At 47.2% G+C, this 23251-nt stretch carries 18 protein-coding genes; 8 read left to right on the top strand and 10 right to left on the bottom strand.

Features of this window, described 5'->3' with window-relative positions:
• Positions 1–81: 81 nt before the first annotated feature.
• The 3 genes from B036_RS29460 (at position 82) to B036_RS0114535 (ending at position 4879) form a co-directional block, all read left to right on the top strand.
• Positions 82–534, top strand: a complete 453-nt coding sequence (locus B036_RS29460) for a response regulator (RefSeq protein ID WP_020569453.1) — start codon at positions 82–84, stop codon at positions 532–534.
• A gap of 251 nt (positions 535–785) precedes the next feature.
• Positions 786–3263: an RICIN domain-containing protein gene (locus B036_RS0114530; protein WP_020569454.1), complete on the top strand. Its 2478-nt coding sequence runs from the start codon at positions 786–788 to the stop codon at positions 3261–3263.
• Positions 3264–3559: 296 nt separating this feature from the next.
• Entirely contained in the window at positions 3560–4879 is a 1320-nt protein-coding gene (locus tag B036_RS0114535; RefSeq protein WP_026231997.1) for a DUF3472 domain-containing protein, read from the top strand.
• A gap of 51 nt (positions 4880–4930) precedes the next feature.
• Here B036_RS0114535 and B036_RS29465 read toward each other — a convergent pair whose 3' ends face one another.
• From B036_RS29465 to B036_RS0114555, 4 genes are read right to left on the bottom strand one after another with little or no spacing between them, the layout of a single operon-like run.
• Positions 4931–5659: a CDP-alcohol phosphatidyltransferase family protein gene (locus B036_RS29465; protein WP_020569456.1), complete on the bottom strand. Its 729-nt coding sequence runs from the start codon at positions 5657–5659 to the stop codon at positions 4931–4933.
• A gap of 39 nt (positions 5660–5698) precedes the next feature.
• A complete protein-coding gene (locus B036_RS0114545; protein ID WP_020569457.1) occupies positions 5699–6118 on the bottom strand; it encodes a hypothetical protein in 420 nt (139 codons plus the stop codon).
• On the bottom strand, positions 6115–6531 hold the full coding sequence (locus B036_RS32145) for a helix-turn-helix domain-containing protein (RefSeq protein WP_020569458.1): 417 nt from the start codon (positions 6529–6531) through the stop codon (positions 6115–6117). Before B036_RS32145 ends, B036_RS0114545 begins: the two co-directional genes overlap by 4 nt.
• Positions 6528–6953, bottom strand: a complete 426-nt coding sequence (locus tag B036_RS0114555) for a hypothetical protein (RefSeq protein WP_020569459.1) — start codon at positions 6951–6953, stop codon at positions 6528–6530. The genes B036_RS32145 and B036_RS0114555 overlap by 4 nt, the downstream gene beginning before the upstream one ends.
• 159 nt (positions 6954–7112) lie before the next feature.
• Between B036_RS0114555 and B036_RS0114560 the strand changes: the two genes are divergently transcribed.
• Positions 7113–8657 carry a sodium:solute symporter family protein gene (locus B036_RS0114560; RefSeq protein WP_020569460.1) on the top strand — a complete coding sequence of 515 codons (1545 nt, stop codon included), beginning with the start codon at positions 7113–7115 and terminating at the stop codon, positions 8655–8657.
• 88 nt (positions 8658–8745) lie between these two features.
• Here the strand turns inward: B036_RS0114560 and B036_RS0114565 are convergent, their stop codons facing one another.
• Entirely contained in the window at positions 8746–9255 is a 510-nt protein-coding gene (locus tag B036_RS0114565) for an RNA polymerase sigma factor (protein ID WP_020569461.1), read from the bottom strand.
• 149 nt (positions 9256–9404) lie between these two features.
• Here B036_RS0114565 and B036_RS0114570 point away from each other — a divergent pair, with 149 nt between their 5' ends.
• The gene (locus B036_RS0114570) at positions 9405–10232 is read left to right on the top strand and encodes an RsiV family protein (RefSeq protein WP_020569462.1); all 828 of its coding nucleotides are present in this window, start codon (positions 9405–9407) and stop codon (positions 10230–10232) included.
• 56 nt (positions 10233–10288) lie between these two features.
• Here B036_RS0114570 and B036_RS0114575 read toward each other — a convergent pair whose 3' ends face one another.
• Entirely contained in the window at positions 10289–11521 is a 1233-nt protein-coding gene (locus B036_RS0114575) for a BaiN/RdsA family NAD(P)/FAD-dependent oxidoreductase (RefSeq protein WP_020569463.1), read from the bottom strand.
• A 240-nt stretch (positions 11522–11761) separates the two neighbouring features.
• Between B036_RS0114575 and B036_RS34455 the strand changes: the two genes are divergently transcribed.
• Positions 11762–11896, top strand: a complete 135-nt coding sequence (locus B036_RS34455; RefSeq protein WP_264758373.1) for a hypothetical protein — start codon at positions 11762–11764, stop codon at positions 11894–11896.
• 32 nt (positions 11897–11928) lie between these two features.
• On the opposite strand, the gene B036_RS0114580 is transcribed toward B036_RS34455, so the two are convergent.
• Positions 11929–12969 (bottom strand): CaiB/BaiF CoA transferase family protein, encoded by a 1041-nt coding sequence (locus B036_RS0114580; protein WP_020569464.1) that lies wholly within the window; start codon positions 12967–12969, stop codon positions 11929–11931.
• A 103-nt stretch (positions 12970–13072) separates the two neighbouring features.
• A complete protein-coding gene (locus B036_RS0114585) occupies positions 13073–13690 on the bottom strand; it encodes a hypothetical protein (protein ID WP_020569465.1) in 618 nt (205 codons plus the stop codon).
• Positions 13691–14196: 506 nt separating this feature from the next.
• Between B036_RS0114585 and B036_RS0114595 the strand changes: the two genes are divergently transcribed.
• Complete coding sequence (locus tag B036_RS0114595; RefSeq protein WP_026231998.1) at positions 14197–17331, top strand: WD40/YVTN/BNR-like repeat-containing protein; 3135 nt, start codon at positions 14197–14199, stop codon at positions 17329–17331.
• 242 nt (positions 17332–17573) lie between these two features.
• Here the strand turns inward: B036_RS0114595 and B036_RS32150 are convergent, their stop codons facing one another.
• Positions 17574–20216, bottom strand: a complete 2643-nt coding sequence (locus tag B036_RS32150) for a glycerophosphodiester phosphodiesterase family protein (RefSeq protein ID WP_020569469.1) — start codon at positions 20214–20216, stop codon at positions 17574–17576.
• A gap of 500 nt (positions 20217–20716) precedes the next feature.
• Positions 20717–22900 carry a S9 family peptidase gene (locus tag B036_RS0114610; protein ID WP_020569471.1) on the bottom strand — a complete coding sequence of 728 codons (2184 nt, stop codon included), beginning with the start codon at positions 22898–22900 and terminating at the stop codon, positions 20717–20719.
• Positions 22901–23058: 158 nt separating this feature from the next.
• On the opposite strand from B036_RS0114610, the gene B036_RS0114615 reads away from it, so the two are divergent.
• On the top strand, positions 23059–23251 hold a 193-nt coding region (locus B036_RS0114615; protein WP_020569472.1), incomplete at its 3' end, for a transposase.

Consider the following 23251-nt stretch of genomic DNA (forward strand, 5'->3'; position numbering starts at 1 on the left):
ACCAACGCCGTCAGAACAACTAAGAATTAACTGTTCCGAAATCCTGCATAACTTCGAAACCAAGCAATAAATAAAACCGCTGTGCTTACACAACTAGCGCCCAAAATATTAATCCTTGAACGCCAACTGATTATAGCAGCGGATATATCGCTACAATTCACAAAACTAGGTTACGACGTAATCGGGATCAATATCCGCTCAGAAGATGCCCTGAAAACCATTCAAAAAAACCGTCCGGATATAATCGTAATGAATATCGTGACGCAGGGAAAAGCAACTGGAATTAAAGCTGCTCAGAACTTTTTTGAAGCTCACCAAATTCCGATAGTCTTTCTGAGTGCAAAAACCGATAAGAGCATTTTTGAAGACCTCCTGGATGCACAACCTTATGCCTTTATCGCCAAACCTTTCAACATAATAAACTTGAAGAGAGGCATTGAAACTACGCTTAGACGAATGACTGCAGAAGGATTGTGGGCCAAAGACCCCCAGGTAGCTTCAGGAGCAAATGGTCTATTTATCCACAAAAATTAGCATGTAAGCCATTGTTTTTCAAACATATACATCAATATCGGCTCTAAATAATGACGCCCTATAAGTCATAGACGAGTGCAATAAAGTACCACTGGTCCTTAGATGTCAACCGCTCGGGAGACATTCAATACCGTTCGGACAGTCACTCTAAATCCAACTAAGTGGCACCCTAAATTTGAATAGTCTTTTATCCCTTCTCTAAACCCATGTTTCGAAACCAACTCTTCGAGACCCTTTAAAAAAACAACGCAATGAACTCGTATTTCACTAAATTTCTATTCTCAACTTTATTACTTCTATTTGCCACCCCCTTATTCACTCAAAAAATTACGTTAAGCGGCGATCCTGGTGCGCCAGCGGTCGTAAAAGATTACTTCAATGACGCGTTTTTCAGACTAAACGGCATTCCCTATGAAGGAAGCCAAGCTGCCCAATACGATGACTACAAAAGGAAATACGAAAATGGGGTTGGTAACATAATACAAGATAAATGGGGCGATGCGAACTACGAGCCCATTTTAGAAAGAGCCCTATATGACTACATAGCCAAAAAGTTTCCCAAAAAATATCCCGCTAGCAACATGCACTTAGTAGAGTATATAAGAGCTCAGATTCAGAATAAAGATAAAAACTGTACATACTGCCAACTGATTCGATATGAATATGTCGGATTTTTTGTACCAGAATACTTAAAGGTTTTGCGAACTGGTGCAAGCCCCGTGCTAAGCAAACAGTTTGGAGAGTATGTAAGCTATCACCTGGCCAAAGGTAATAGACATACACTTGAATCCTGGAAATACTACTCAAGAAGTACAACTGCAGAATTAAATGATACTCCCTTCATCCCCGGCCTCCAGTTTAATGATGATGCCAGCTTAATTGACAGGGATGATATTGAACCTGTTGTGTACGATGAGACTGGTAGAGGGAAATTTATTAAATCAGGGATTCCACTACGTGACAAAACTGTGAGTGAATTTAAAAGCCTCGGCATGAATGGGAGTCCAATGTATTTCACCCATAGACAAGACATGATAATTCAGGACTATGCTATACCGCTGGTTTCTCAATCTTTTCCTGACGACCCAATTGCGAAGAAATATTTAAGCATTCCTAATTACCTATCCCAGAATTTGAGTGTGGAAGCCCAGGCCTTGAACATGGTTTCGATCCATGCGCAAAGAGCAGGGATTAGTTTTGCAACGGGAGCTACTGTTTTGTTCGGTGCCCATGCGTTGCATGCTTTTTCAATTGCGCTAGCTAAAGCAAGTGGTATATTCGTTACAAATGTCATTCCACCTACTGCTGCTGCTCTTGCGGCAACCGGTGGTACTGCTACTGCTTCAACCGTTACTACTACGGCTACTATTGAAAGTGCAGCTTTGGGCGCCAATGCAATCGGCCCTGCCTTATCCTCTGCTATATGGCCGGTAGCGATAGGTGTGGGCGTATTTATGGTTGGCTTTATGCCAACTGGTGGTAAAGCCATTGAGGTTGCCATTTTTGAAAACAGCCTAAAGGATGGTTGCTACATAAGACCAAGAAATGAGAATTGGATGACGATGAGTGATCAGGAAAAAATTGAAAACTTCTCTTTTCTATTCAAGATGTTGGTTTTAGATCCTAGAGATTTCACTTACGCAGTCCCCGAAAGTACTGCTGATGTAAATGAACAACGCCGGATAGAAATGGCAGCGGCAGAATCATTACTTACGGTTGAGCAAAGGTTGTTCCATGGTTCTCTGGGGTTTGAAGTAATTAAGAGTATGAATGACCGGTACGGTATCATTGCTTCAACGTCTCCTTCTGGTTTTATCCGCATTCAGAACAACTGGCATAAAGACAATTACATCCACAATCAAAACGGTACGATAGAGCAGGGAGTAATCCAGCCAAATTGGTGGAGTAGCCAATGGAAAATAGTTCCGGCACATAGTGGTTTGGTTCGCATCCAGAACAAATGGAAACCAACTCAATTTCTTCACTACGAAAATCGTAAACTTGAGGTCGGTCCAATTCAACCCAATTGGACAAGTGCTATGTGGAAATTAGCCCCGGAACCTAATGGTTGGGTTCGAATCCAAAACTCTTGGGTCAAGGATCATTATATCCATAACCAAAATGGTAAACTTGAGGTCGGCCCAATCCAACCCGGCTGGACAAGTGCTTTGTGGAAGCTGGATTTCAGCAGGGTATCAACTACAGCTACTGTTGTAACTACCCCTCCAGTTGTTACTCCTCCAGTTGTAACTACTCCTCCAACAACAGCGCCCCCATCAACCGGTGTTGCAGTAGGCACTGCAACGATAACGGATGCACCTGCACCTACTGTCCTGCCTCCAGCGGCTCCGGGTTTTGTGCGCATCCAAAGTAAATCGACACCAGATAATTACATCCACCATCAAAACACAAAACCAGAAGCTGGGCAAATCCAAGCAAGCTGGTTGAGTGGGCAGTGGAAAGTTGTATACTATGCTGGTGGTTGGGTAAACTATGAAAGCCGTTTGAAACCTGGCCATTACCTCAATAATAATGAGGGCAAATTGGAAGTAGTTAAGATTGCCAGGAATCGGTCTAGTGCCTTGTGGAAATCTTTGCGAATACAGGGTGATTGGGTAGCCATTGAAAACAGTTATTCTTCCAATCATTTTCTTCACACTAAGAATGGAAAAATTGAAATTGGTGAAGTCCAGCCCAGCTCAAGCAGTGCCCTGTGGAAAGTGAAGTAACCTACAAACTAATCGTAAAGCACAAGTACTTCCTTTGGAGGGTACTTGTGTTTTATTTTTATACCTAGTGGTCGAGGAACGAAGCACAACACTTTTCAACCTCACCCCAACCCCTCTCCAGCAGGTCTCGCCTCAGGCTCGACGGAGAGGGGCTAAATTAAAACGCGATGCGTTTTGCGGACAATGTCTGTAGCGTAGATTTAGCCTCAGACGGAACACCCTATTTTTACACCTTAAATCTGAGAATGATCAGCTCCTTTTTTACACCATAAAAAGTTGCCTTATACTATTTGCACATGAAACAGTCAAACCTCCTCCTTGCGTTCGTCTTTATAGCTTTACTGAGCTCTTGCTCCTCATTTTTAAATGAGATTATGGAGTCAACGCCCCCTTCGCCATCAAATTTAGATATAGCTGTCCCTACAACGGGGAATTCCTGGGTGATGAAAAATGGAAGCTTCACCTCATCGGAATTGATTACCGAAGAAGGCGTTCTTAACTGGACCAATCCCAACCATACCATACGTACGTTTTTTTATGTTGAGAATGCGGGGAAAGTATCCCTTGGCGTAAGAGCTAAAGTAGCTTCCGGCACCTCAAAGATTCGGGTTTCCTATCAAAACAAGTCCCAGGATATTACATTGAACGGAAGTAGTGCTAATGAAACTTACATTGGAGATTTCCAGGCGGACAAACCGGGATACTATTTTGTAGACATCACAGGCCTGGAGAAAAGTGGGCCCGTTTATGCTGACGTGAGTGATGTTTTACTGGGAGGCGTAAACATCAGGGAAACCAAATACATAAAAGATGATTTCTACTTTGGACGAAGAGGCCCTTCCGTTCATTTGAACTTTGAATTGCCAGATGGGGTCAGCGAGGTAGAATGGTTTTATAGTGAACTTAATATTCCCAAAAATCAGGATGTGATAGGTTCTTACTTCATGGCCAATGGTTTCGGGGAAGGGTATTTTGGAATACAAGTGAATTCTCCGACAGAAAGAAAAATTCTGTTCTCCGTTTGGAGTCCTTATCAAACAGATAATCCGGTGGACATTCCAGAAGATTATAAAATCAAATTACTGAAAAAGGGTAATGGGGTGACTACCGGGGAATTTGGGAATGAAGGGTCAGGCGGCCAAAGCTATAAGGTGTTCAATTGGAAAACAGGGGTGAATTATGGATTTTTAGTTGGCGCAACACCAAGTAGTGACGGCAGTACTGATTACGTTGCGTACTTCCACAATCCGGAGCTTAACAAATGGGATTTAATTGCACAATTCAGAAGGCCAAAAACGACAACCTACTTAAAGCACCTTTATTCCTTTTTAGAAAACTTCATACCCGAACAAGGGGTGTTAGCCAGAAAAGGTCTGTACAAGAACCAATGGGCTTATGCTGCGAATGGATGGCATGAGCTGACCAGGATTACTTTTACTGCAGACAATACTGCGAGAAAAGACTATAGGCTTGATTATTCCGGAGGGACAGAAAATGATGGATTTTATTTAAAGAATTGCGGCTTTACTAACGATGACAAAGTCTTGATTAACGCCAAATTTGAAAGGCCTGAACTCGGCGTACCACCGAGGATAGACTTCAGGTTATTGGACTAATCTGAGACGGCCTTCCCGCTGGCAAATTGATTAATTTGGTTGGTTGGATGCTTACTTCCCTGCTCTTTTTATCCCATTCACCTGCACCTGCGACCCCGCCGAAAAAGTATCGAGCACCGTCAACAAAGTCAGATAAGCAATACTAGCGAGGCAGCCCCAATAGCCCCAGGCAGTGACTTCGGGATAGTACCAAACGTTGGCTACGGCAGTACCGATGAACAAGACCACCACACCCAGGGTAACTGCCCACCAGCGGCCACCCCGGCTGGGGTACGGCACCAGAATGGGCACAAAATGTAAGACGCTCAAAGCGGCCACTATTCCCAGCGTAACCGGCCACGGCAAGGCCGGCGCCACGAAAATGAAGACATAAACGACCATGTTCCAGAGCACCGGAAAGCCAACAAAGTGCTTTCCATCTTCACTGACCATACCGTCCAAACCGTAATAGATGGCCGCAGAGAGCAGCATAGCGAAGGCACCTGCGTAGCGCGCCCATTCGGGCATGTCGACCGCAACAAAGAAGAGGTAGGCCGGTAAAATAGCGTAGGTAAAAAAGTCGATAACGTAATCGATCATTTTACCGTCTACTTGTGGCAATACCTCCTTTACCCTGGCCATTCTGGCGAAGGTGCCGTCGATGCCGTCGATGACCAGTGTGGCCAGCATCCAGAACATAGCCATGCGGTAATCGCCTTCGATGGCGGCCAGCAGGCCCATGAATCCGGCCAGGAGGCCGGAGGCGGTGAAGAGGTGGACCAGCCAGGCAAAAACATTCATAGACAATATGTATCGGTGGGATAATCAGACTTACGAAGGCTATTTCCCTTCCGCAAATACCTCTTTCACCATTTTGAGTGGATTTACTACCGGCATAAAAACGTCCCGACCTAAAATACTGTGAGAACGTGCATACGCTAATCCGCGAACGGTTCCTAAAGAAATACCAACTAAACTAGCTGTAAGGTTTAAGGAAGCTTCTTTCAGTTTTCCTTCCTGCAATGGACCGGTGTCACTTACGTGAAAGAAATGCGATACAATTAGGTGAACCAGGGGTACGCTGTTGGGATGCCCTTCAATATTGACTTTTGCGTCAATGATAATCTCTACCTTTTCTTTATCAGGAAAAGCCATACGAAATTGAAACTCCCACCCAATAGTAAACTCGGTAAGATGTTCTTCCGGAGCATTGATAAAAATGCCACGTTCTTTAAGTTCAATCAACTGGTACTGGATCATGCTACCTCATTAAAGATGACAGATGGATGGTTAGTGTTTGACTTAATGACCGGCATTTCACTTCGTCCATTGCTTAGATCAACCTTTTGCTTAGAGCTCTCGTACACTGCGGATAAAGCGGTCCGTTCTCCCCTTGCCGCATTGATCATTGCTTCCAATCCAACGTAATTGACTTCAGGCACCTTCCCTATGGCCAAGGCCAAACTCACGAATTTAGAGAGTTTATGGTCAAAATCACCATTCAACACCTGAGACATATAACTTTTGCTTACCCCAAGTTCTCGGGCGAATTGGTTCTGTGATTTCCCGGTTTCCGATAGGTAATTTCTGATCTGACGAAAGAGTTCCATTTGGATCTTACCGGTCCAATAATACTCTTGCTTCATTCTTTCTTCAAGGGATTGTGTGATCATTCTTCTTCTATTTTCATCGACGGGTAAAACTCCTTGAACTGCTGTTTAAGTTCTTGAAAGTACCCAATTGTTTTCCTTTGCTCTTTATCACTCTTTTTGAATTCTCCTAAAACAATGATGTTTCCATCAGGAGGGATAACAAAAAAGTATACTCTTACCTGGTTTTTCCTGAGCTCAAATTCTTCCCAGTTATCTTCTGGCAAACGGCCTTTTATCGGCTTAATCGCATTTGGAGGAATATCCCGGCCCATTGCTATTTCGTCGAACAAAATGCTGATCTTTTGCATCTCCTTCCGCTTTCCACCTTTAGACATCTCCTTTTCGAAAGCTACGTAAGGTGTTTTGCCATCAACCTCAAGTAAAAGCAATCTCCGTCGAGCGCCTTCAGGTAAATCCAACGGTATCAAGGAAAAATTCGGCATTCAGGCGTTAAGTTATAACTGAACGGAAAGATAATTTGTTTTCAGCCCACAGCAAAATTTTCTTCTGCCTAACTTTTAATCTTCTTACCCTTTCATCCTTTCCAAGCACCAAATCCGTAGGTTCGTGCCACGCAAGCAGATCACAAGTTTCACTCAACTATGAAGCCACTCCTCCTACTCCTGGCCCTTCTAACCGCCTCCGCCACCTACCTCTGGTTCACCGGTGAAAACGTTAACTGGCCGGCCTTCGCCAGCATGTCGGGCTTCTACGCAGTGGTCTATTACGTAGGCGCGAAGGCTGCGAACCGGAAGAAAGCTGAAGAAAACGACGTAGACGGACTGATGCTGGCCGGGCGAAACCTACCGGTCTGGATCGCCATTTTCACCATGAGTGCCACCTGGGTGGGTGGAGGTTTCATCAACGGTACCGCCGAGTACACCGCCACACAGGGATTGGTTTGGGTACAGGCACCGTGGGGCTACGCACTCTCATTAGTTATCGGCGGCTTGTTTTTTGCCCGGACCATGCGCCGCAGGCGCTACCGCACCATGCTTGACCCGCTGGAGGAGCGCTACGGCAAACGGATGACCGCCGTCCTGTTTCTACCTGCCTTAACCGGGGAGCTTTTCTGGACCGCCGCCATTCTCACCGCCCTCGGAGCGACCTTTTCCACCGTACTGGGCATTGACCTGCAGACCTCCATCCTGCTATCGGCCACCATTGCCGTAGCGTATACCGCCCTTGGTGGCCTGTGGGCGGTGGCCTTGACGGATGTAGTACAGATGTCAATTCTCCTCCTTGGTCTGGCGATCATCGTTCCCTTCGCCCTCGACCATACCGGTGGCCTGGCGGCGACGTGGGAGGCCTACCAGGTTAAGTTTGGCGCAGCAGCCAGCCCCTTCCCCAGCCGCGAAGCGCTGGGTGATAGCTACTGGACTTGGTGGGACTATGCCCTGCTGCTAATTTTTGGAGGTATCCCCTGGCAGGTCTACTTCCAGCGGGTGTTGGCTTCCAGGGATGAGAAGACGGCGGTTCGCCTGTCTCTCATCGCCGGGGTTGTTTGTTTGCTTGCAGCCGTGGCGCCGGTCCTCATCGGCATGGTATCAGCGACCTTTGACTGGACGACCATCCAAGCCGGTGCTCCAATAGATGCCAGCGCAACCCTTCCCTGGGTGGTACGTTACCTGACGAACCCGTGGGTCTCCGTTATCGGACTGGGCGCCGTGGCCGCGGCGGTGATGTCGAGTGTTGACAGCAGTGTACTTTCGGCCAGCAGTATGGGCATCTGGAATGTGTACCGGCCACTGGTGGATCCGGGTTTGCCGGATTCTAAGCTCGCTAAGCTCATCCAACGCTGCATCTGGATCGTTGGCGTGGCGGCGACCCTGATCGCCTTCCAGGTCAGCAGCGTTTATGCCCTTTGGTTTCTCTGCTCCGACTTCGTCTATTGCCTGCTGTTTCCAGCGCTCGTCTGTGCCTTGTTTGACCCAAAAGCAAACAGTTACGGTGCATTGGCCGGCTTCCTGCTGGCTGCCTTTTTACGCTTCGGTGGAGGCGACGAAACCCTGGGTATCCCTGCCTACCTCCCCTACCCCGCTGACTTCCCGTTCCGGACGCTGGCGATGGGGTGCGGGTTGATGGCTATTATCGGGGTTTCCAGGGTAGCTGCAGTTAGTAGCCAAGACTCAGGGGTCAATAGTTAGGGTTCAGTACTCGGAATTCAGGAATCAGCGTTCAGCAGTCAGAATTCAGGGAGCAGTACCCAGGGGGCTTAGATTTACCTACGCGCCACTAAGCCAACTGCCGGCTGCCGATGAGCGCCTTCAGTTTAGCCCGAGCCACAAAAATCCGGCTCTTCACCGTACCGATTGGCAGGCGGAGGTGTGTGGCAATCTCGCTGTACTCAAACCCCTGGTAAAACATCATAAAGGGCATGGAATACATGGTGTCAAGCTTTCTGATTAACACCGTGAGTTCGTTCAGGCTCAAGGAAGCTTCAGCGTTACTTTCTACGCCTCTTTCGGTCCGGTCGAGGGCCACCATATCGGGCATCACACCGTTGATGTGGCGACGCACCTTGCTTTTACGGTAATCGTTGATGAAGGCATGGTGCATGATCGTAGTCACCCAGCTCTTGAAGTTGGTACCTTCCTGAAAGGATTCCCGGGCCTTGAATGCCCGGAAGTAGGTTTCCTGAACTAAATCCTCAGCTCCCTCCCTGCTCTTAGTGAGCCGAAGCGCAAAAGAATAAAGCAGGTTTTGTATTTCCTGGGTTTTAGAAATGAAGGTATGCTCGTTCATCTTAGTAGGCTGATTCTTTGGTTAATCTAAACGTTGACGTCGCAGTAAGCGATTACTTCTCCGGCGCCGTTATAAAGACTCTCTTTTAGTAGTCCGTCACTAATGTTGCGGCGAAATAATTTCCGACCTTGCGGAAAATACCAGTTGCTTTGAAATACCTGTTACTCCTTCCGCTCGTTTTCTTGCTCTCTTGCCAAAACCAGGACAGCCCTTCCGTTGAGCCCGATGATGATGACGATGTCACCATGCCGGTAGCGCTGGATTCAGTTGCCTTCGAAGTTTTTGAATTTGCGGACTCCGCGTTACTCGTGCAGGCGTACCGAAATTCTCCTCAGGTGACCTTTCAAGTCAGCACCCTCGTACCGAAGTCCGGTAACGAACAGCTGAACAACCTCATCAATACCGCACTGGCAAAAGTCATCGCCGGTGAAGAAGCGCCGATTTCCGTCACTAACCTGCCACAGACCATCAAAATTGCCTCCCGGAACGTCCTGTACAACTACAGGAAGCAGGACGTAGACACGGCGGACCTTGAAGATATGTGGGCAAGCTATTCTTTGGACCATCACTTCCAGACGGAAGTGCTGCTGAATACCAACAACCTGCTGACCCTGGCCACAAACCACTACTTCTATACTGGTGGCGCCCACGGCAACCACTACACGATACTGCACACATTCTCGACTGATTCCGTCCAATTACTTACGTTCGATGACATCTTTTTGCCCGGTCAGGTTGCCGAGTTGGAAAAGCTACTCACACAAAAAGCCAAAGCAATTGGTCTGGGTTACCAAACCGAGACGGTGCCGGTTACCGAAAACATTGCCTTCACTAAAGAAGGACTTCTCTTCGATTACCCACCGTACGAGATTGCCTCTTACGCTGACGGGGAGATTGAGATTGTGCTGCCTTATGCGGAGGTTAGTCACTTATTGACTGAGCGGGGGGAAAGCTTGGCGCTGACGATTGTTAAATAGCCTTTATATTTTCGTCAAATGAGCGACTTGCTCATTGGACGTGGGGTGTTTAGGACCTACCCCTCCGCATTCCCAATCAACCACCCCCCCGTCCAGGCTGCCTGGAAATTGAAGCCGCCGGTGATGGCGTCGATGTCCAGCACTTCGCCGGCCAGGAAGAGGCTGGGGTAAAGTTTGGAGCGGAAGGATTTGAAGTCAATTTCCCGCAGATCAACGCCGCCAGCCGTGGTGAATTCGTCCTTATTCGTGGATTTTCCCGTAATGTGGAACCGGGCATTGGTCAACTGCTCAACCAGGGCGGCGCGCTGTCGCTTGCTTAGTTGGGACCATTGCTGGTCGCCCGGAATACCGGCAGCCTGAACGAGGGATTTCCAAAGGCGGATGGGCAGGTCCAGGTAAGCGCGGGCGGCGATCTGACGTATGGCTTCGGTTTGTTTAAGGTCTTCGAGTTGTTCCTCCACGTCTACCGGGCGCATGGCCAGCCAGTTGACGACCAGTTCGAAGTTGTACTTGCGGGGTTCGAGGCGGCGTGCTCCCCAGGCGGAGAGCCGGAGGATGGCGGGGCCGCTCAGGCCCCGGTGGGTGATCAGCAGCGGGCCTTCGGCTTTGAGTTTTTCGCCGGCAATATTCAGCTGCGCCCAGGGCATGGAGATGCCGGAGAGGTCGCGCAGCCGGGTGTCTTTGGTATCGAAAGCGAAGAGGGAGGGAACCGGAGGAACCAGGGTATGGCCCAGGGATTCCAGCAGCTTCCACACGGCGGGGTTAGAGCCGGAAGTGACGACGAGGCGGTCGGCGGTAAAGGTTTGGTCACCGGCTTTTACGGTCCATTTTTCAGGCGCGGACGCAGGTGCAGTGGAAGAGGTTGAAGGAGCAATGATCTCCGACACCCGGGTTTTCGTCAACACCTTGACGCCCTGGGCCTTCGCGGTATTCCAAAGGCAATCGATGATCGATTGTGAACTGTCGGATACGGGGAACACCCGTCCGTCGTCTTCAATCTTTAGTTCTACGCCCCGATCGCCGAACCAGCCCATGGTGTCGCCGCAGGCGAACTGGTTGAAGGGGCCGAGCAGTTCCTTCTCGCCCCTGGGGTAAAACTTCGAAAGTTCCCGCGGGTCCCAACAGCCGTGGGTGACGTTGCAACGCCCGCCGCCGGAGATGCGGACTTTCTCCAGCACGGATTTGCCCCGTTCGAGGATGGTAATGTCCTCCTTCGGGTGGTTGGCCGCCAGTTGGATGGCGGAGAAAAAGCCGGCGGCGCCGCCGCCGATGATGATGGTTTGGGGCATGGGGGTAGTTGTAGCAGCTACGGTAGAACCGTGCAAAATTAGCTGTTTATGGCTAAACTCTTGTACGGATGCCCTTTACGGTGTGTAGAACAAATTGCACAGGCCTAAGTCGTCAGACCACCGAGGCCATTGTTCGCCGTCTGTCGGATCGTTTTTACCTGACGCAGTCGGTAAAACGCTGTCCGACGGCTGCTGAAGGTGCAATTTGTTATCCACCCCCCTCTACGTTTGGATAACAAATTGCAATTATTAACCTGCGAGCCGTCCGATCGCCTGCCCACCGACTTCGTTGTTGTTCCCAGCGACCCGACGGCCTACGGGCTTAGTTGTTCCGTCGGACGGCTATACACCAATGCCGCAGGTCTTGAAGTGTGATCTTTCGGGCGGATTTTTGGATGCATCAACCGCTAAATAAGTGCTGTTTTAACCCGAACAGTTTCGACGCCTTCAACTACCTCAAAAAGCAACGTCTTTTTTGCTGTATCCTCCTGAAAGACTTCCTGCATATTTTTCACAATACCATAAGGAATGTTCCTTAGTTCAAGTTCAGCCACCCAGTAATCGGATACTTTTTGAACCATACACTCGCTTATTTTGCTGTTCAAAGCTGCCCGATTAGCTAACCGTTGGGCATTCGTAGCAAACTCATCAATTTCAATGCCTAAAAGTGAGCACAAATTTTCAAACTGCTGATCAGAACCAATCGCCAGAACAAGCAGCTTACCATCCATGGTCCTATACATATCTCCGTAAGGGGCAATGTTAGGATGCTGGGTGCCCATTGGCTGTGGAATATGCCTTTCCATTAACCAATTTGTAGCCTGATTGGCCAAAGAAGCCAACGCACTCTCGTAAAGCGACACCTTGATGTGCTTCCCTTCCCCAGTGCTCAATTTATTGATAATGGCACAAAGAATGGCTTCTTTCAGGTGGTGGGCAGCCAATACATCAATTAAAGCAACCGGCATTTTTACCGGGTCTCTGCCTCGCTCGCCATTCATGAACATAAACCCGGTTTCAGCTTGTAACACCACGTCAAATGCCGGCCTTGAGTCGTCACCACCAAAACCCGTAAGCGCTGCATAAATGAGCGATGGGTTGTATTGCTTTAAATCATCATAGTCCAGTTTAAGTTTTCGAGCAGTGCCTGGTTTGTAGTTCGTGATGACAATGTCGGCGTCTTTTACGTGATTGATCAACGTCTTATAATCTGAAGCATCCGTCACATCGAGCAACAAACTTTCCTTCCCGTAATTTGCCGCACTGTAATAGGCAGAGATGGGTTTTTCCCTGGATTCAGTTGGGAGCCTCCACGCTCTTGTAACATCCCCGTCGGTCAGCTTATTTTCAATCTTAATGACTGTGGCCCCTAACTCTGCGAAGAAAGTTCCCGTTAATGGGCCGGCTAAGACGCTTGCTAGTTCTATTATTTTTTGGTTTTTGAACATTAGGTGGTTTTAATTATTATCAACATGAGCGTAGCTTCAGTACGGAGCGCATGCGGAGTATTGACAGTTATGCAATGCTAGCAGTTCGTTTTCTTTTTTATCTTCATTTAATTATGTATTGAAAGTCCTCTTTTCGGGTTAAATATTCCAACGATAGAATCCAAATAATTTTCATTAAGAATATTATTTTTTGCATTATTGGCATGTATTCTAAGAAAGACCTTGTAAAATACATATACGTGCCAAAATAAAAAGTCAATAGGAATATAATTGACATGACTTTCATCCAATTCAATTTGGATTTGACAACCATTACTGTGATATAAAAAAATATCAGAAGTGTTAACATGCTTGACATCGTTACCATGAGATCATGCATTGAAGGAACAACAGTTATAAGTCCTAATATTGTCGCTAATATTCCTAAATACTTTATTACAAGTGAAGCACTTCTAATTTTAATCCTATTCGAAAAATTCACGAAAAACAATCCAAAACTTGCAGTAAGGAATAACACTCCAAAAATAGCCAAAGGTCTTGCTGTATTTTCTACTCCGTTGACCGCCAATGGTCTGAGCAAATTACTTATATAATTATTTGCCCAATCATAACCTACTGAATTTACATTTTCGTAGGTTCCGCCTGGATAATAAAGTGTCGCTATTATCAGTAGGAGAGTTCCAATGACTACTCCAATCAGGGTTGAGTATTTTTTTATCATTCATTTTCTATTTGAGGCATCCACTTGTTGTAGATGTTTTCATTCTTCTTAATGACCGCTGACACATGCAAGCACACCTTCCGTACATCTCACCTACCAATGAACCCTTCCACTACCCAACCCCAACAAACATTAGCTTCCCGAGTAATGACTAGCTGCGTAGTTCCCAATATCGCAATTTATATTAAATAACCTTTTGCATGAGTGCTTAAATGACAGCAATCACGCAACTCGCTCCAGCATTTATAGCATTTGTGCCCAATACGCTGCCCATCATCACCGCTACATTCAGTCCAACCAAAGCCCCCTACCCTGCTCCTCCATCCATTTCCCTTGCACCTGCGACCCCGCCTGAATCTTGTACTCAAATTGGATCAATACTTGGGTCCGAGACACAACAGTTAATTATTCGGACTACAAGTACTCGACCGGGATGGGGCCTTCAACAAATTTCACGATATTGAAGGCGAAAATTGCACACTACCCATACCAACCATACCATGACGATGAAAAGGATACTCTTCAGCCTACTAGCCATTCTTTTATGGCTACCATTGCTTCAAGCCCAGAAAAGTGCCCCTGCCACCACCGGTTTTGACGAATCGCTTTACAACACCATGGAGTGGCGACTGGTCGGGCCATTTCGCGGGGGGCGTGCGGGCACCGTGCAGGGCGTCATTGGGAAACCTAACCTTTACTACATGGGCACCGCCGGTGGCGGTGTGTGGAGAACAAAAGATGGCGGCAATAGCTGGTCCTGCATCTCCGACGGTTATTTCGGCGGCACCATCGGTGCCGTGGCGGTGGCCCAGAGCGACCCTAACGTAATTTACGTCGGGGAAGGCGAGCAAACCGTGCGCGGAAACGTCTCTTCGGGCGACGGCCTGTGGCGATCCACCGACGCCGGGGAGAGCTGGACCTCTATCGGCCTGAAAGGAACGGAGCACATCGGTCGGATGATTGTCCACCCGACGAATCCGGACGTCGTGTACGTAGCGGCAATGGGCAACCTTTGGATTCCGAACGAGGAACGAGGCCTGTACCGCTCCAAAGACGGGGGTAAAAGCTGGGAAAAAGTGCTCTACGTCAGCGACAAAGCCGGGGCTGTGGACGTGACGTTTGACCCCAACAACCCGCGCATCCTGTACGCCTCCACGTGGCAGATCAAGCGAAACGGTTACCGGATGGATAGTGGCGGCCCAGGCAGTCACCTCTGGAAAAGTACGGATAGCGGGGATACCTGGACAAAACTCACCGACCGCCCGGGACTTCCCAAAGGGGTGCTCGGTATTATTGGCGTAACCGTCTCCCCACTCAATTCAGACCGTATCTGGACGATTATTGAAGCCGAAAACGGTGGTGTTTTTCGTTCGGACAATGCAGGAAAGACCTGGGTCAAAATCAGTGCGGACCGTAACCTGCGGCAACGGGCCTGGTACTACAGCCGCATCTATGCGGATACCGAAAACGAGGACCGTGTTTATGTGCTCAACGTCGGCTTTTGGCGATCCAATGACGGTGGTAAGAACTTTGAGCGGATAAGTACGCCCCACGGCGATCACCATGATTTATGGATCGACCCCAACGATAATGAGCGTATGGCCATCGCCGATGACGGAGGCGTACAGGTAAGCTTTGACGCCGGAGATAACTGGACAACTTACCACAACCAACCTACCTCGCAGTTTTATCGGGTAACCACCGACAACCATTTCCCCTTTCGCATTTATGGCGCCCAGCAAGACAACAGTACGGTGCGCATTTTGCACCGCTCCGCTGGCGACGAGATAGCAGAAAGAGACTGGGAGCCTTCCGCCGGTGGCGAGAGCGCACATTTGGCCCCTGACCCTAAAGACAATGAAATCGTATATGGCGGCACCTACAAGGGCTACATGATGCGTAAGGATCATCGCACCGGGCAAACACGCTCGGTGAACGTCTACCCCGACAACCCGGCTGGTTCGGGCGCGGAGGTGATGAAATATCGCTTCAACTGGAACTTTCCGGTGATGTTTAGTCCGAACGACCCCAACCGGCTGTACGCCGGCTCCAACTACCTCCACGCCACCACCAACGGCGGGCAATCCTGGGAGGTCATCAGCCCTGACCTGACGCGTAACGACCCCGAGACCATCAAATCTTCCGGCGGCGACATTACGCAAGACAATACCGGCGCAGAATTCTATGCCAACATCTTTGCGCTGGCTGAATCTACCCTGGAGCCCGGCGTCATCTGGACGGGTAGCGATGATGGCCTGATCCACATCAGCCGCGACAATGGTAAAACCTGGAACGACGTAACCCCGAAGGATTCGCCCAAGCTCAATATGATGAATTGTATTGATGTACACCCCTTTAAGAAAGGCGGGGCCTACCTGGCAGCTACGCATTACAAGTTTGGCGATTATCAGCCTTATATCTACAAAACTACGGACTATGGTAAAACCTGGACCAAGATTGTCAAGGGTATCGATCCCACCCATTATACGCGGGCGGTACGTGCCGACCCGGTCCGCCCGGGCTTATTGTATGCCGGTACCGAGCGCGGGATGTACATTTCCTTTGACGATGGCGGAAACTGGGAACCTTTCCAGCTGAATTTACCCCTTACGGCAATTCGGGATTTGCACGTACGGGAGGAAAGCCTGATCGCGGCTACCCACGGCCGCAGTTTTTGGATGATTGATGACCTGGGGCCTGTCCGCCAGGTGGATAAAGACATCGCATCCCAAGCCCATCACATTTATGGGCCCAAGCCGTCTTACCGGATGGCACAATCTGGTGGCCTGGGGGACAATGATCTTCGCTTATCGGGAGAGAACCATCCGAATGGGGTGCTTTTCAACTTCTTTATCAATGACTATGAAAAGCAGGACGTTTCTCTGATAATCCAGGATATGGAAGGCAATATGATTCAGACTTTTGCTACCGACACGACGGATAAAAAGCAACGGCTTATAATTAGTCCGGACAAGAATCACTTTGTCTGGGATATGCGCTATCCGGGATTCATGGAATTTGATGGCATGATCCTTTACTCCGCGCCTAATCGCGGCCCCAAAGCAGTACCGGGAACCTATACAGCCATTTTGAAAGTGGGCGGTAAGGAATCGGAGACCACCTTTGACATCGTTGCTGATCCACGCCTGGAAACCACGCAGGCAGACTATGAAAAGCAGTTGGCTTACTTGCTGCGTGTCCGCGATCGGGTAAGTGAAGCCCACCTGGCCATGCGCGACATCAGCAGCATCCGGGACGACCTTAACTACTTTAAGGATAAGCTGGACGGTAAACCGGCGTATAAGGAAATCCTGGAGCGCTGCTCCCAGTTGAACAAGGACATGTCGGTCATTGAAAACAATATTCACATGACCAAGAATCAGAGTCGCCAGGATCCGCTCAACTACGGCATCAGGATCAACAACCGGCTGGCCTTTCTACTGGCTGACCAGCAGCGGGGCGACTATCGCCCGACCGATCAGGCCGAAGAGGCTTTTCAGGCCATTTCCGCTGAGTTGCAGGTGCAATTGGATCAGTTGGATACTTTACTGGAGGAAAAGCTGGGAGAGATCAATGAAATGGGCAAAACCTTGGGGGTAAAGATTCTGAGCGATCGGGTGTTGAAGAAGTTTAAGCCTTGATGTAGTAAGGGAGGAAGGGCAAAGTACCGATGAGCGGGTTTTTCTTTCTTCCTTTTATCCCTTCCTTCTTTTGCCCTTTTACCCCTTCCTTCTTTTTAGGGGGCGGGGCCGCAGGTGCAGGGGAAGTTAGAAGGCAACGGGGTTCGTCATCGTTGTTTTGGCCTGAACAGACTTTCCTTTGTCTTCCAGTAACATTATGTCCCTCCAGCATTTAGACAGTTAGCGCCTTATTAAAAAGCAAATTAAGAAACTACCAATTGCCTGATTCGACTTATTCCGTTACAAGTGATTTTAACGATGTAAATACCAGACTTCATATTCTCCGTTATAAAAATTTCATCCTGCCCATCTAACTTATTAGTGTATACCAGCATTCCGATCGAATTAAATATTTCCACGACAAATGGATCGTGAACAACGCCTGTCAATTGAATGGTAAAATTCCCTGTACTTGGATTAGGATATATTTGGAAATCAGCGACATTAGCTTCGAAGACATCTATAGAAGTAATATTTATACAATCGGAAGTGTCAACACAGCCATTAAAAGTTACCTCCACGGAATAAATGCCTGGAGATGCTGGAGCGTAGGAAATATCCGTGGCACCACTAATCTCAGCATTGTTGTTGTTACAATCTAACCAATGATAAGTACCACCCGGTTGGTTTGCGATAAGGATACTACTGTCTTGTGTAACACCGTGGTCAAGAGGTGTTGCAGCCGTAAGGGCTGTGTTAATAATACTAAAACACCCTTGTTCCATAACAATGCTGCTATTCATTGTACTTACAGAGGAAGTGGTCCCATCCGGAAAGGTGTAGGATTCTCCACCACAAATTGTAACATCCTCCTGAATACCGGATACTTCACATACCGGTAAATTCTCTTGTTTGTAATTATTATATAGCGCCATTACTTGCTCTGCAGAAAGGGCTAGATTATACACCTCAACATTATCAATACTGCCCACAAAATGAGAGGAAGAGGCTGGATCACCACTTTTTCCCAACCTCGCTTCCTGACCGGTTCTTACGCTGCCAGTTAAATTATGAGAGTCCATGACTATTCCGTTCAGGTATATTTTAGCGGTACTTCCATTATAAACGCCAACTATGTGAATCCATTCGCCTTTGGTTAAAGAGGCTTCAGAAATTCCTGGGCGCTGTGCAGAATTTGTGGTAGCGACTTTAAAACGAAGTTCTTTGTTCCCTCTATCTTCGTATATAACATATTGATCATTTTCTGAATCAAATATAGGCCCAAAGGGAGTAAGCATTTCCGAGGGAAGAAACTCCAGCTTTGTCCATACAGCTAAGGTTACTGTGTTTGAGTTTAGATCAAAAGAACTTGAAGCTGACAGTTGTACATAATCATCACCTCCGTTAAATCTCATAGAATTTCCAATGTAACCATCCGTAATAAAGGCCCCACCCTTCACTTCCCCATCGTTATGATTATTGGAAGCATCAAGAATAGTAATATCACTATTTTCAACCCAATCATCTAGCTTATACATAGCCACTGTTTCAGGAATCAGGTTCTTATGAAAGAAAATAGTGGTATCCTCAATCATTATATTTGGCACCATAGCGTTATCCTGGATATTCTTCACCAATAAAGTATAGTACTTGTCGCTCATTGTGGACGTAGAAAGAATTACTGAGCGTTGATCAAGAGTAAGCTTCGCGCTAGTTATAACAATTCCACTATTTACTTCATAATTAGTAGCGGTTTCGGCGGTCAACTGGTCAATTCGTTCACTGAATTCAACTACAATAGTGTTGGCGTCACTAGCAGAAGATACAAATAATAAATTGGGCCTGGAGGTGTCCGGACCGGTTGACACACTAAACTCATTGCTGTAATTTACACTGGTACGCCCAACAACGTTTCTAGCTTTGATCCGGTAAAAAAAGGGCTGACTATCAGTATATGTCAGATCGGCATACGATGTAATATTCCCAACACTTTCCAATAGGTCAACAGGCTCGGTTGCAGTACCACGGTAAATATCATAGCCGGCAATACCGCTTTCCAAATCCTCCGATGCCTCCCAGGTTAAATTAACTGTGGATCCATCGGCACTAGCAGATGTCAGGACAACATCCGCAGGAGGAGTACTATCTCTGAGAGCAATTAGCAGGCCAGGATTATCGATTGATATTCCATCTACTCCCAAATTGATATAAGTCATCATAGATGGGATGGAATTTAAAGAATAAATATTGATTCGAATTCCTTTGGAATGCGCATAATCTAACAAAGCCTGCGTAACAAAACTACCTCCCACCCAATCGCCACCTATCGCTTCTACCTGATCGATTACCGCATCAGTTATTGTGGCAAAAAACATAACGGGTATGCTGGAATCAAAAGATTTAATCTCGGCAAGGCGTGGAAAGCTAAAGCTGGAAACAATAACCCGGTTTTGCAAACCATAGTTCTGAATCATTGTCGCAACCATCTCGGGTAGTCTAACGTCTGTGCTTTTGAGTTCAATAACAACACCAATATTGTTAGTACTGGTGAATGCCACTTCGAGTGCTTCAGACAAAGTAGGGATTTTTTCTCCGGCGAATTCAGGTCCAAACCAGGATCCGGCATCCAGAGCACGAAGTTCACTATAAGTCATCTCAGAAACATTCCCGGTACCATTTGTAGTTCTATCTACTGTGGCATCATGCATTACCATGAGCGAATCGTCGCTGGAAATCTTCACATCCAATTCATAATAATCTGCATTTAACTCCACGGCATTCCGAAACGCCGCCAAAGTATTTTCCGGAGCTAGTTGGGCTCCTCCTCTATGGGCTATAAAAATTGGATTTTGTCCGTAAGATATACTTGCAGAAAAAAGTAGTAAAATTGAAAATAATTTATTCATAAACCTGAATGATTATCGCTGTTTTGATAATGAAATCTCTTCGTCTCATAAATGTATATAGTTAAGAGGGTGTCTAAAATTTTAGCAAACTGATTTTCAGTGATTTGCGGTTTTGGCTAGACGAAAAAGTTCTTGCATGGCGAGTCATGGAAGCATTTTTTCGTGACGCCAGGTTCGCAAAGCACTGGGAATCAGAAAGCTAAAATTTAGACACGCTCTAAGTACGATTAAGCTAGCTCTTTTTGCAATGCTGCCAACGTGAGCCTGAGTGATAAGTACCCGCCAAAAACCAATTTCCAGGCGCTGATTAGCTTACCAACACCAGCCTCCGTGGCCGCTCAAAAATACACCAAAAACACCAGCCGCCAGGAAGTCACCTCTTCCGTCTGCCCACTCTTGCCCCGGCTGCGGCGGCACCAGTAGCCTATTGATAAAACCTTTTAGAAGACCGAAGGTCCGTTTTCCTGTTACCTATTCAAAAGAGTTCCTACAGCGCCAAGCTATTTTTTTGTGAGCCGCGGATCCCGTTTACGTTCAATTTTGTATTCTTTCGGAGGTATTAAGCCTTTGAGGTTTTTCAAAAAATAATCCCATCTTTTACGGATCATATAAAAGCTATCGGCTCCATAGCCATGTCGGGCATTGGGAAAGATAAGGAGGTCAAAATCTTTGTTGGCTTTTATCAGGGCATCCACCACGAGGCTGGTATTATAAGGGGGCACATTATCATCCATACCACCGTGTGCCAGTAACAATTTACCCCGTAAATTTTCGGCGTAGAGTTGATTTGCCTGTATTTCGTAGTTGTTGACACCATCCACTACTTCCATTCTGCCGATGTAGCGTTCACCCCAATCATCTTCGTAATTCCGGTTGTCATGATTACCGGATTCAGAAATACCGACCTTATAGAAATCAGGATATTTAAATAAGGCGGTGGCCGTTGCGAATCCACCTCCAGAATGCCCCCAAATTCCTACCTTTTCTAAGTCCATGTAGGGATACTTTTCGGCTAATTGTTGAATACCTGAAATCTGATCGGGTAAAGTATTGACCGACATGTCGCCATAACACTCGTCGTGAAAAGCTTTTGAACGACCTGGATTACAACTCCCCTCAATCGTCACTACGATAAAACCTAATTCGGCCAAAGCCTGATGATCTCCCCTACCAGCACTGAAGGACCAGGAGCCCACACTACCACCTTGCGGACCGGGATAAATGTAATTAACAACGGGATACTTTTTATTCGGATCTAAATTACCGGGAGTATAGACCAAGCCATATAAATCATATTTGCCATCGGCTGATTTAACCGTGATCGGATTGGGAGCTTGCCAGGCTTTTTCGGTCAGGCGTGAAATATCCGTTTTCTCCAGGGTCTCGATTAGCTCCCCTTTCAAATTACGGAGCACCGAAACGGGCGGCACATCTGGTTGTGAATAATTATCCACAAAGTATTCGTAGTTCGGAGAAAACTGAATGCGATGATTCCCTGATTCCGGTGTCAGTAATTGCAAATTATTTCCCGACAGATCCACCCGGTAGAGATGGCTGAAATAGGGATTTTGACCAGCTTCCCGACCATTCGCTTCGAAATATAAAACGCCGCTTTCTTTATCGATATGTATGAGATTGGTGACGACAAAATCGCCTTTGGTGATTTGGTGTTTGAGCTGACCGTTCTGAGCATCGTAAAGGTATAAGTGGCCCCAATTATCGCGTTCAGAATACCAAATGACCTCATCGCTGGCCTCCAGGTAGTGCCAATTGATGGCTCCCTGGCCAGATTCATATTGGGTGGCTACTTCCTCCTTTAAGATGTCTTTGACTTTTCCGGTGCTGGCATCTGCAATTCTTAGTTGCGCACTTTTATGATCCCGGGGAGTGGAGACAAAAACCAATGCTTTGCCGTCATTGATCCATTGGTTATCATCAAAAGTACCCGTGCAGGAAATATCATCACATAAGGTACCCCGGCGATCATCTGAAGGCATATCAAAGCGCACCATTTCCCCATTATCCACGTCGATGATGAGTCGCTCGATCTGGATGACTTTTTCATCTCCGGGTATGGGGTATTTCCAGGTTTTTAATTTGGGTTCACCGACATTGGTCGTCACCAGGTGCATATCAGATACGTACCGCTGATCTTGCTGAAAAGTGGCAATCTTTTTAGAATCTGGTGACCATAAAACGACGGGGCCTTCACTTTGTCGCCAGCCTGCATTATCGGTGGCATAGCCATAGTTTTCGATGCCATCATTGGTGAGTTGTTTTTCGTCTCCCGAAGCTAAATCGCGCATCCACAGGTTCCAATCTTTGATAAATACCACCTTGCTTTGGTCGGGAGAAAGCACTTCCGTACGACGATTGTACTTAGGTATCGCTGCCTCAGCCCGGAGCATTTTATTCAATACTGCTCTGGAAGCAAAGGTTGTTTTTTTCTTTGTCTCAAGGTCGTAATGCACAAACTCCATTCCGTCTTTAACCAGGATTTGGTACCAAAGCTGCTCCTCCGATTCCCAGTTCGGTCGGACATTCATCCGGTCAATATATTGGGAAGCATTGAAGGAAAGCTGATTCTCTGCTTGTTGGTAGGCTTCGCTGGTGACCTGATCTTGGGCCAACACCAATAGTTGGACAGTCGAAAAGAGGAGGACGAGGAGGATTTTTAACCGCATTTGGTTGAAATTAATTTAGTTAGTTCAAGCTTAAATATAGGTTTTCCCAGGGAATGCCCTCAAAGATTGGGTTTGAAAAATGTACGCTTCCCATTAGACGCCACCACGATTTAGTAGAAAGATAACCTTATCTTACTCACCCTCTAAATCGCGCCAACATGCGGAAAAGTAAATTCACAAAGTCTCAGAAACTTGAGGTCCTGGCCAAATGGGATGCCGGGGCAAAAATCGACGACCTGTGTCGAGAGTATCAGATCAGTACAGCTACGCTTTACAATTGGAAAAAGGAGAAAGCTACTGACGAAGACGATACTCAACGCGAGCTTAAAAAGCTTCAGCAGGAAAACGCAC

This window comes from Neolewinella persica DSM 23188, from assembly GCF_000373105.1.
Classification (GTDB): Bacteria; Bacteroidota; Bacteroidia; order Chitinophagales; family Saprospiraceae; genus Neolewinella; species Neolewinella persica.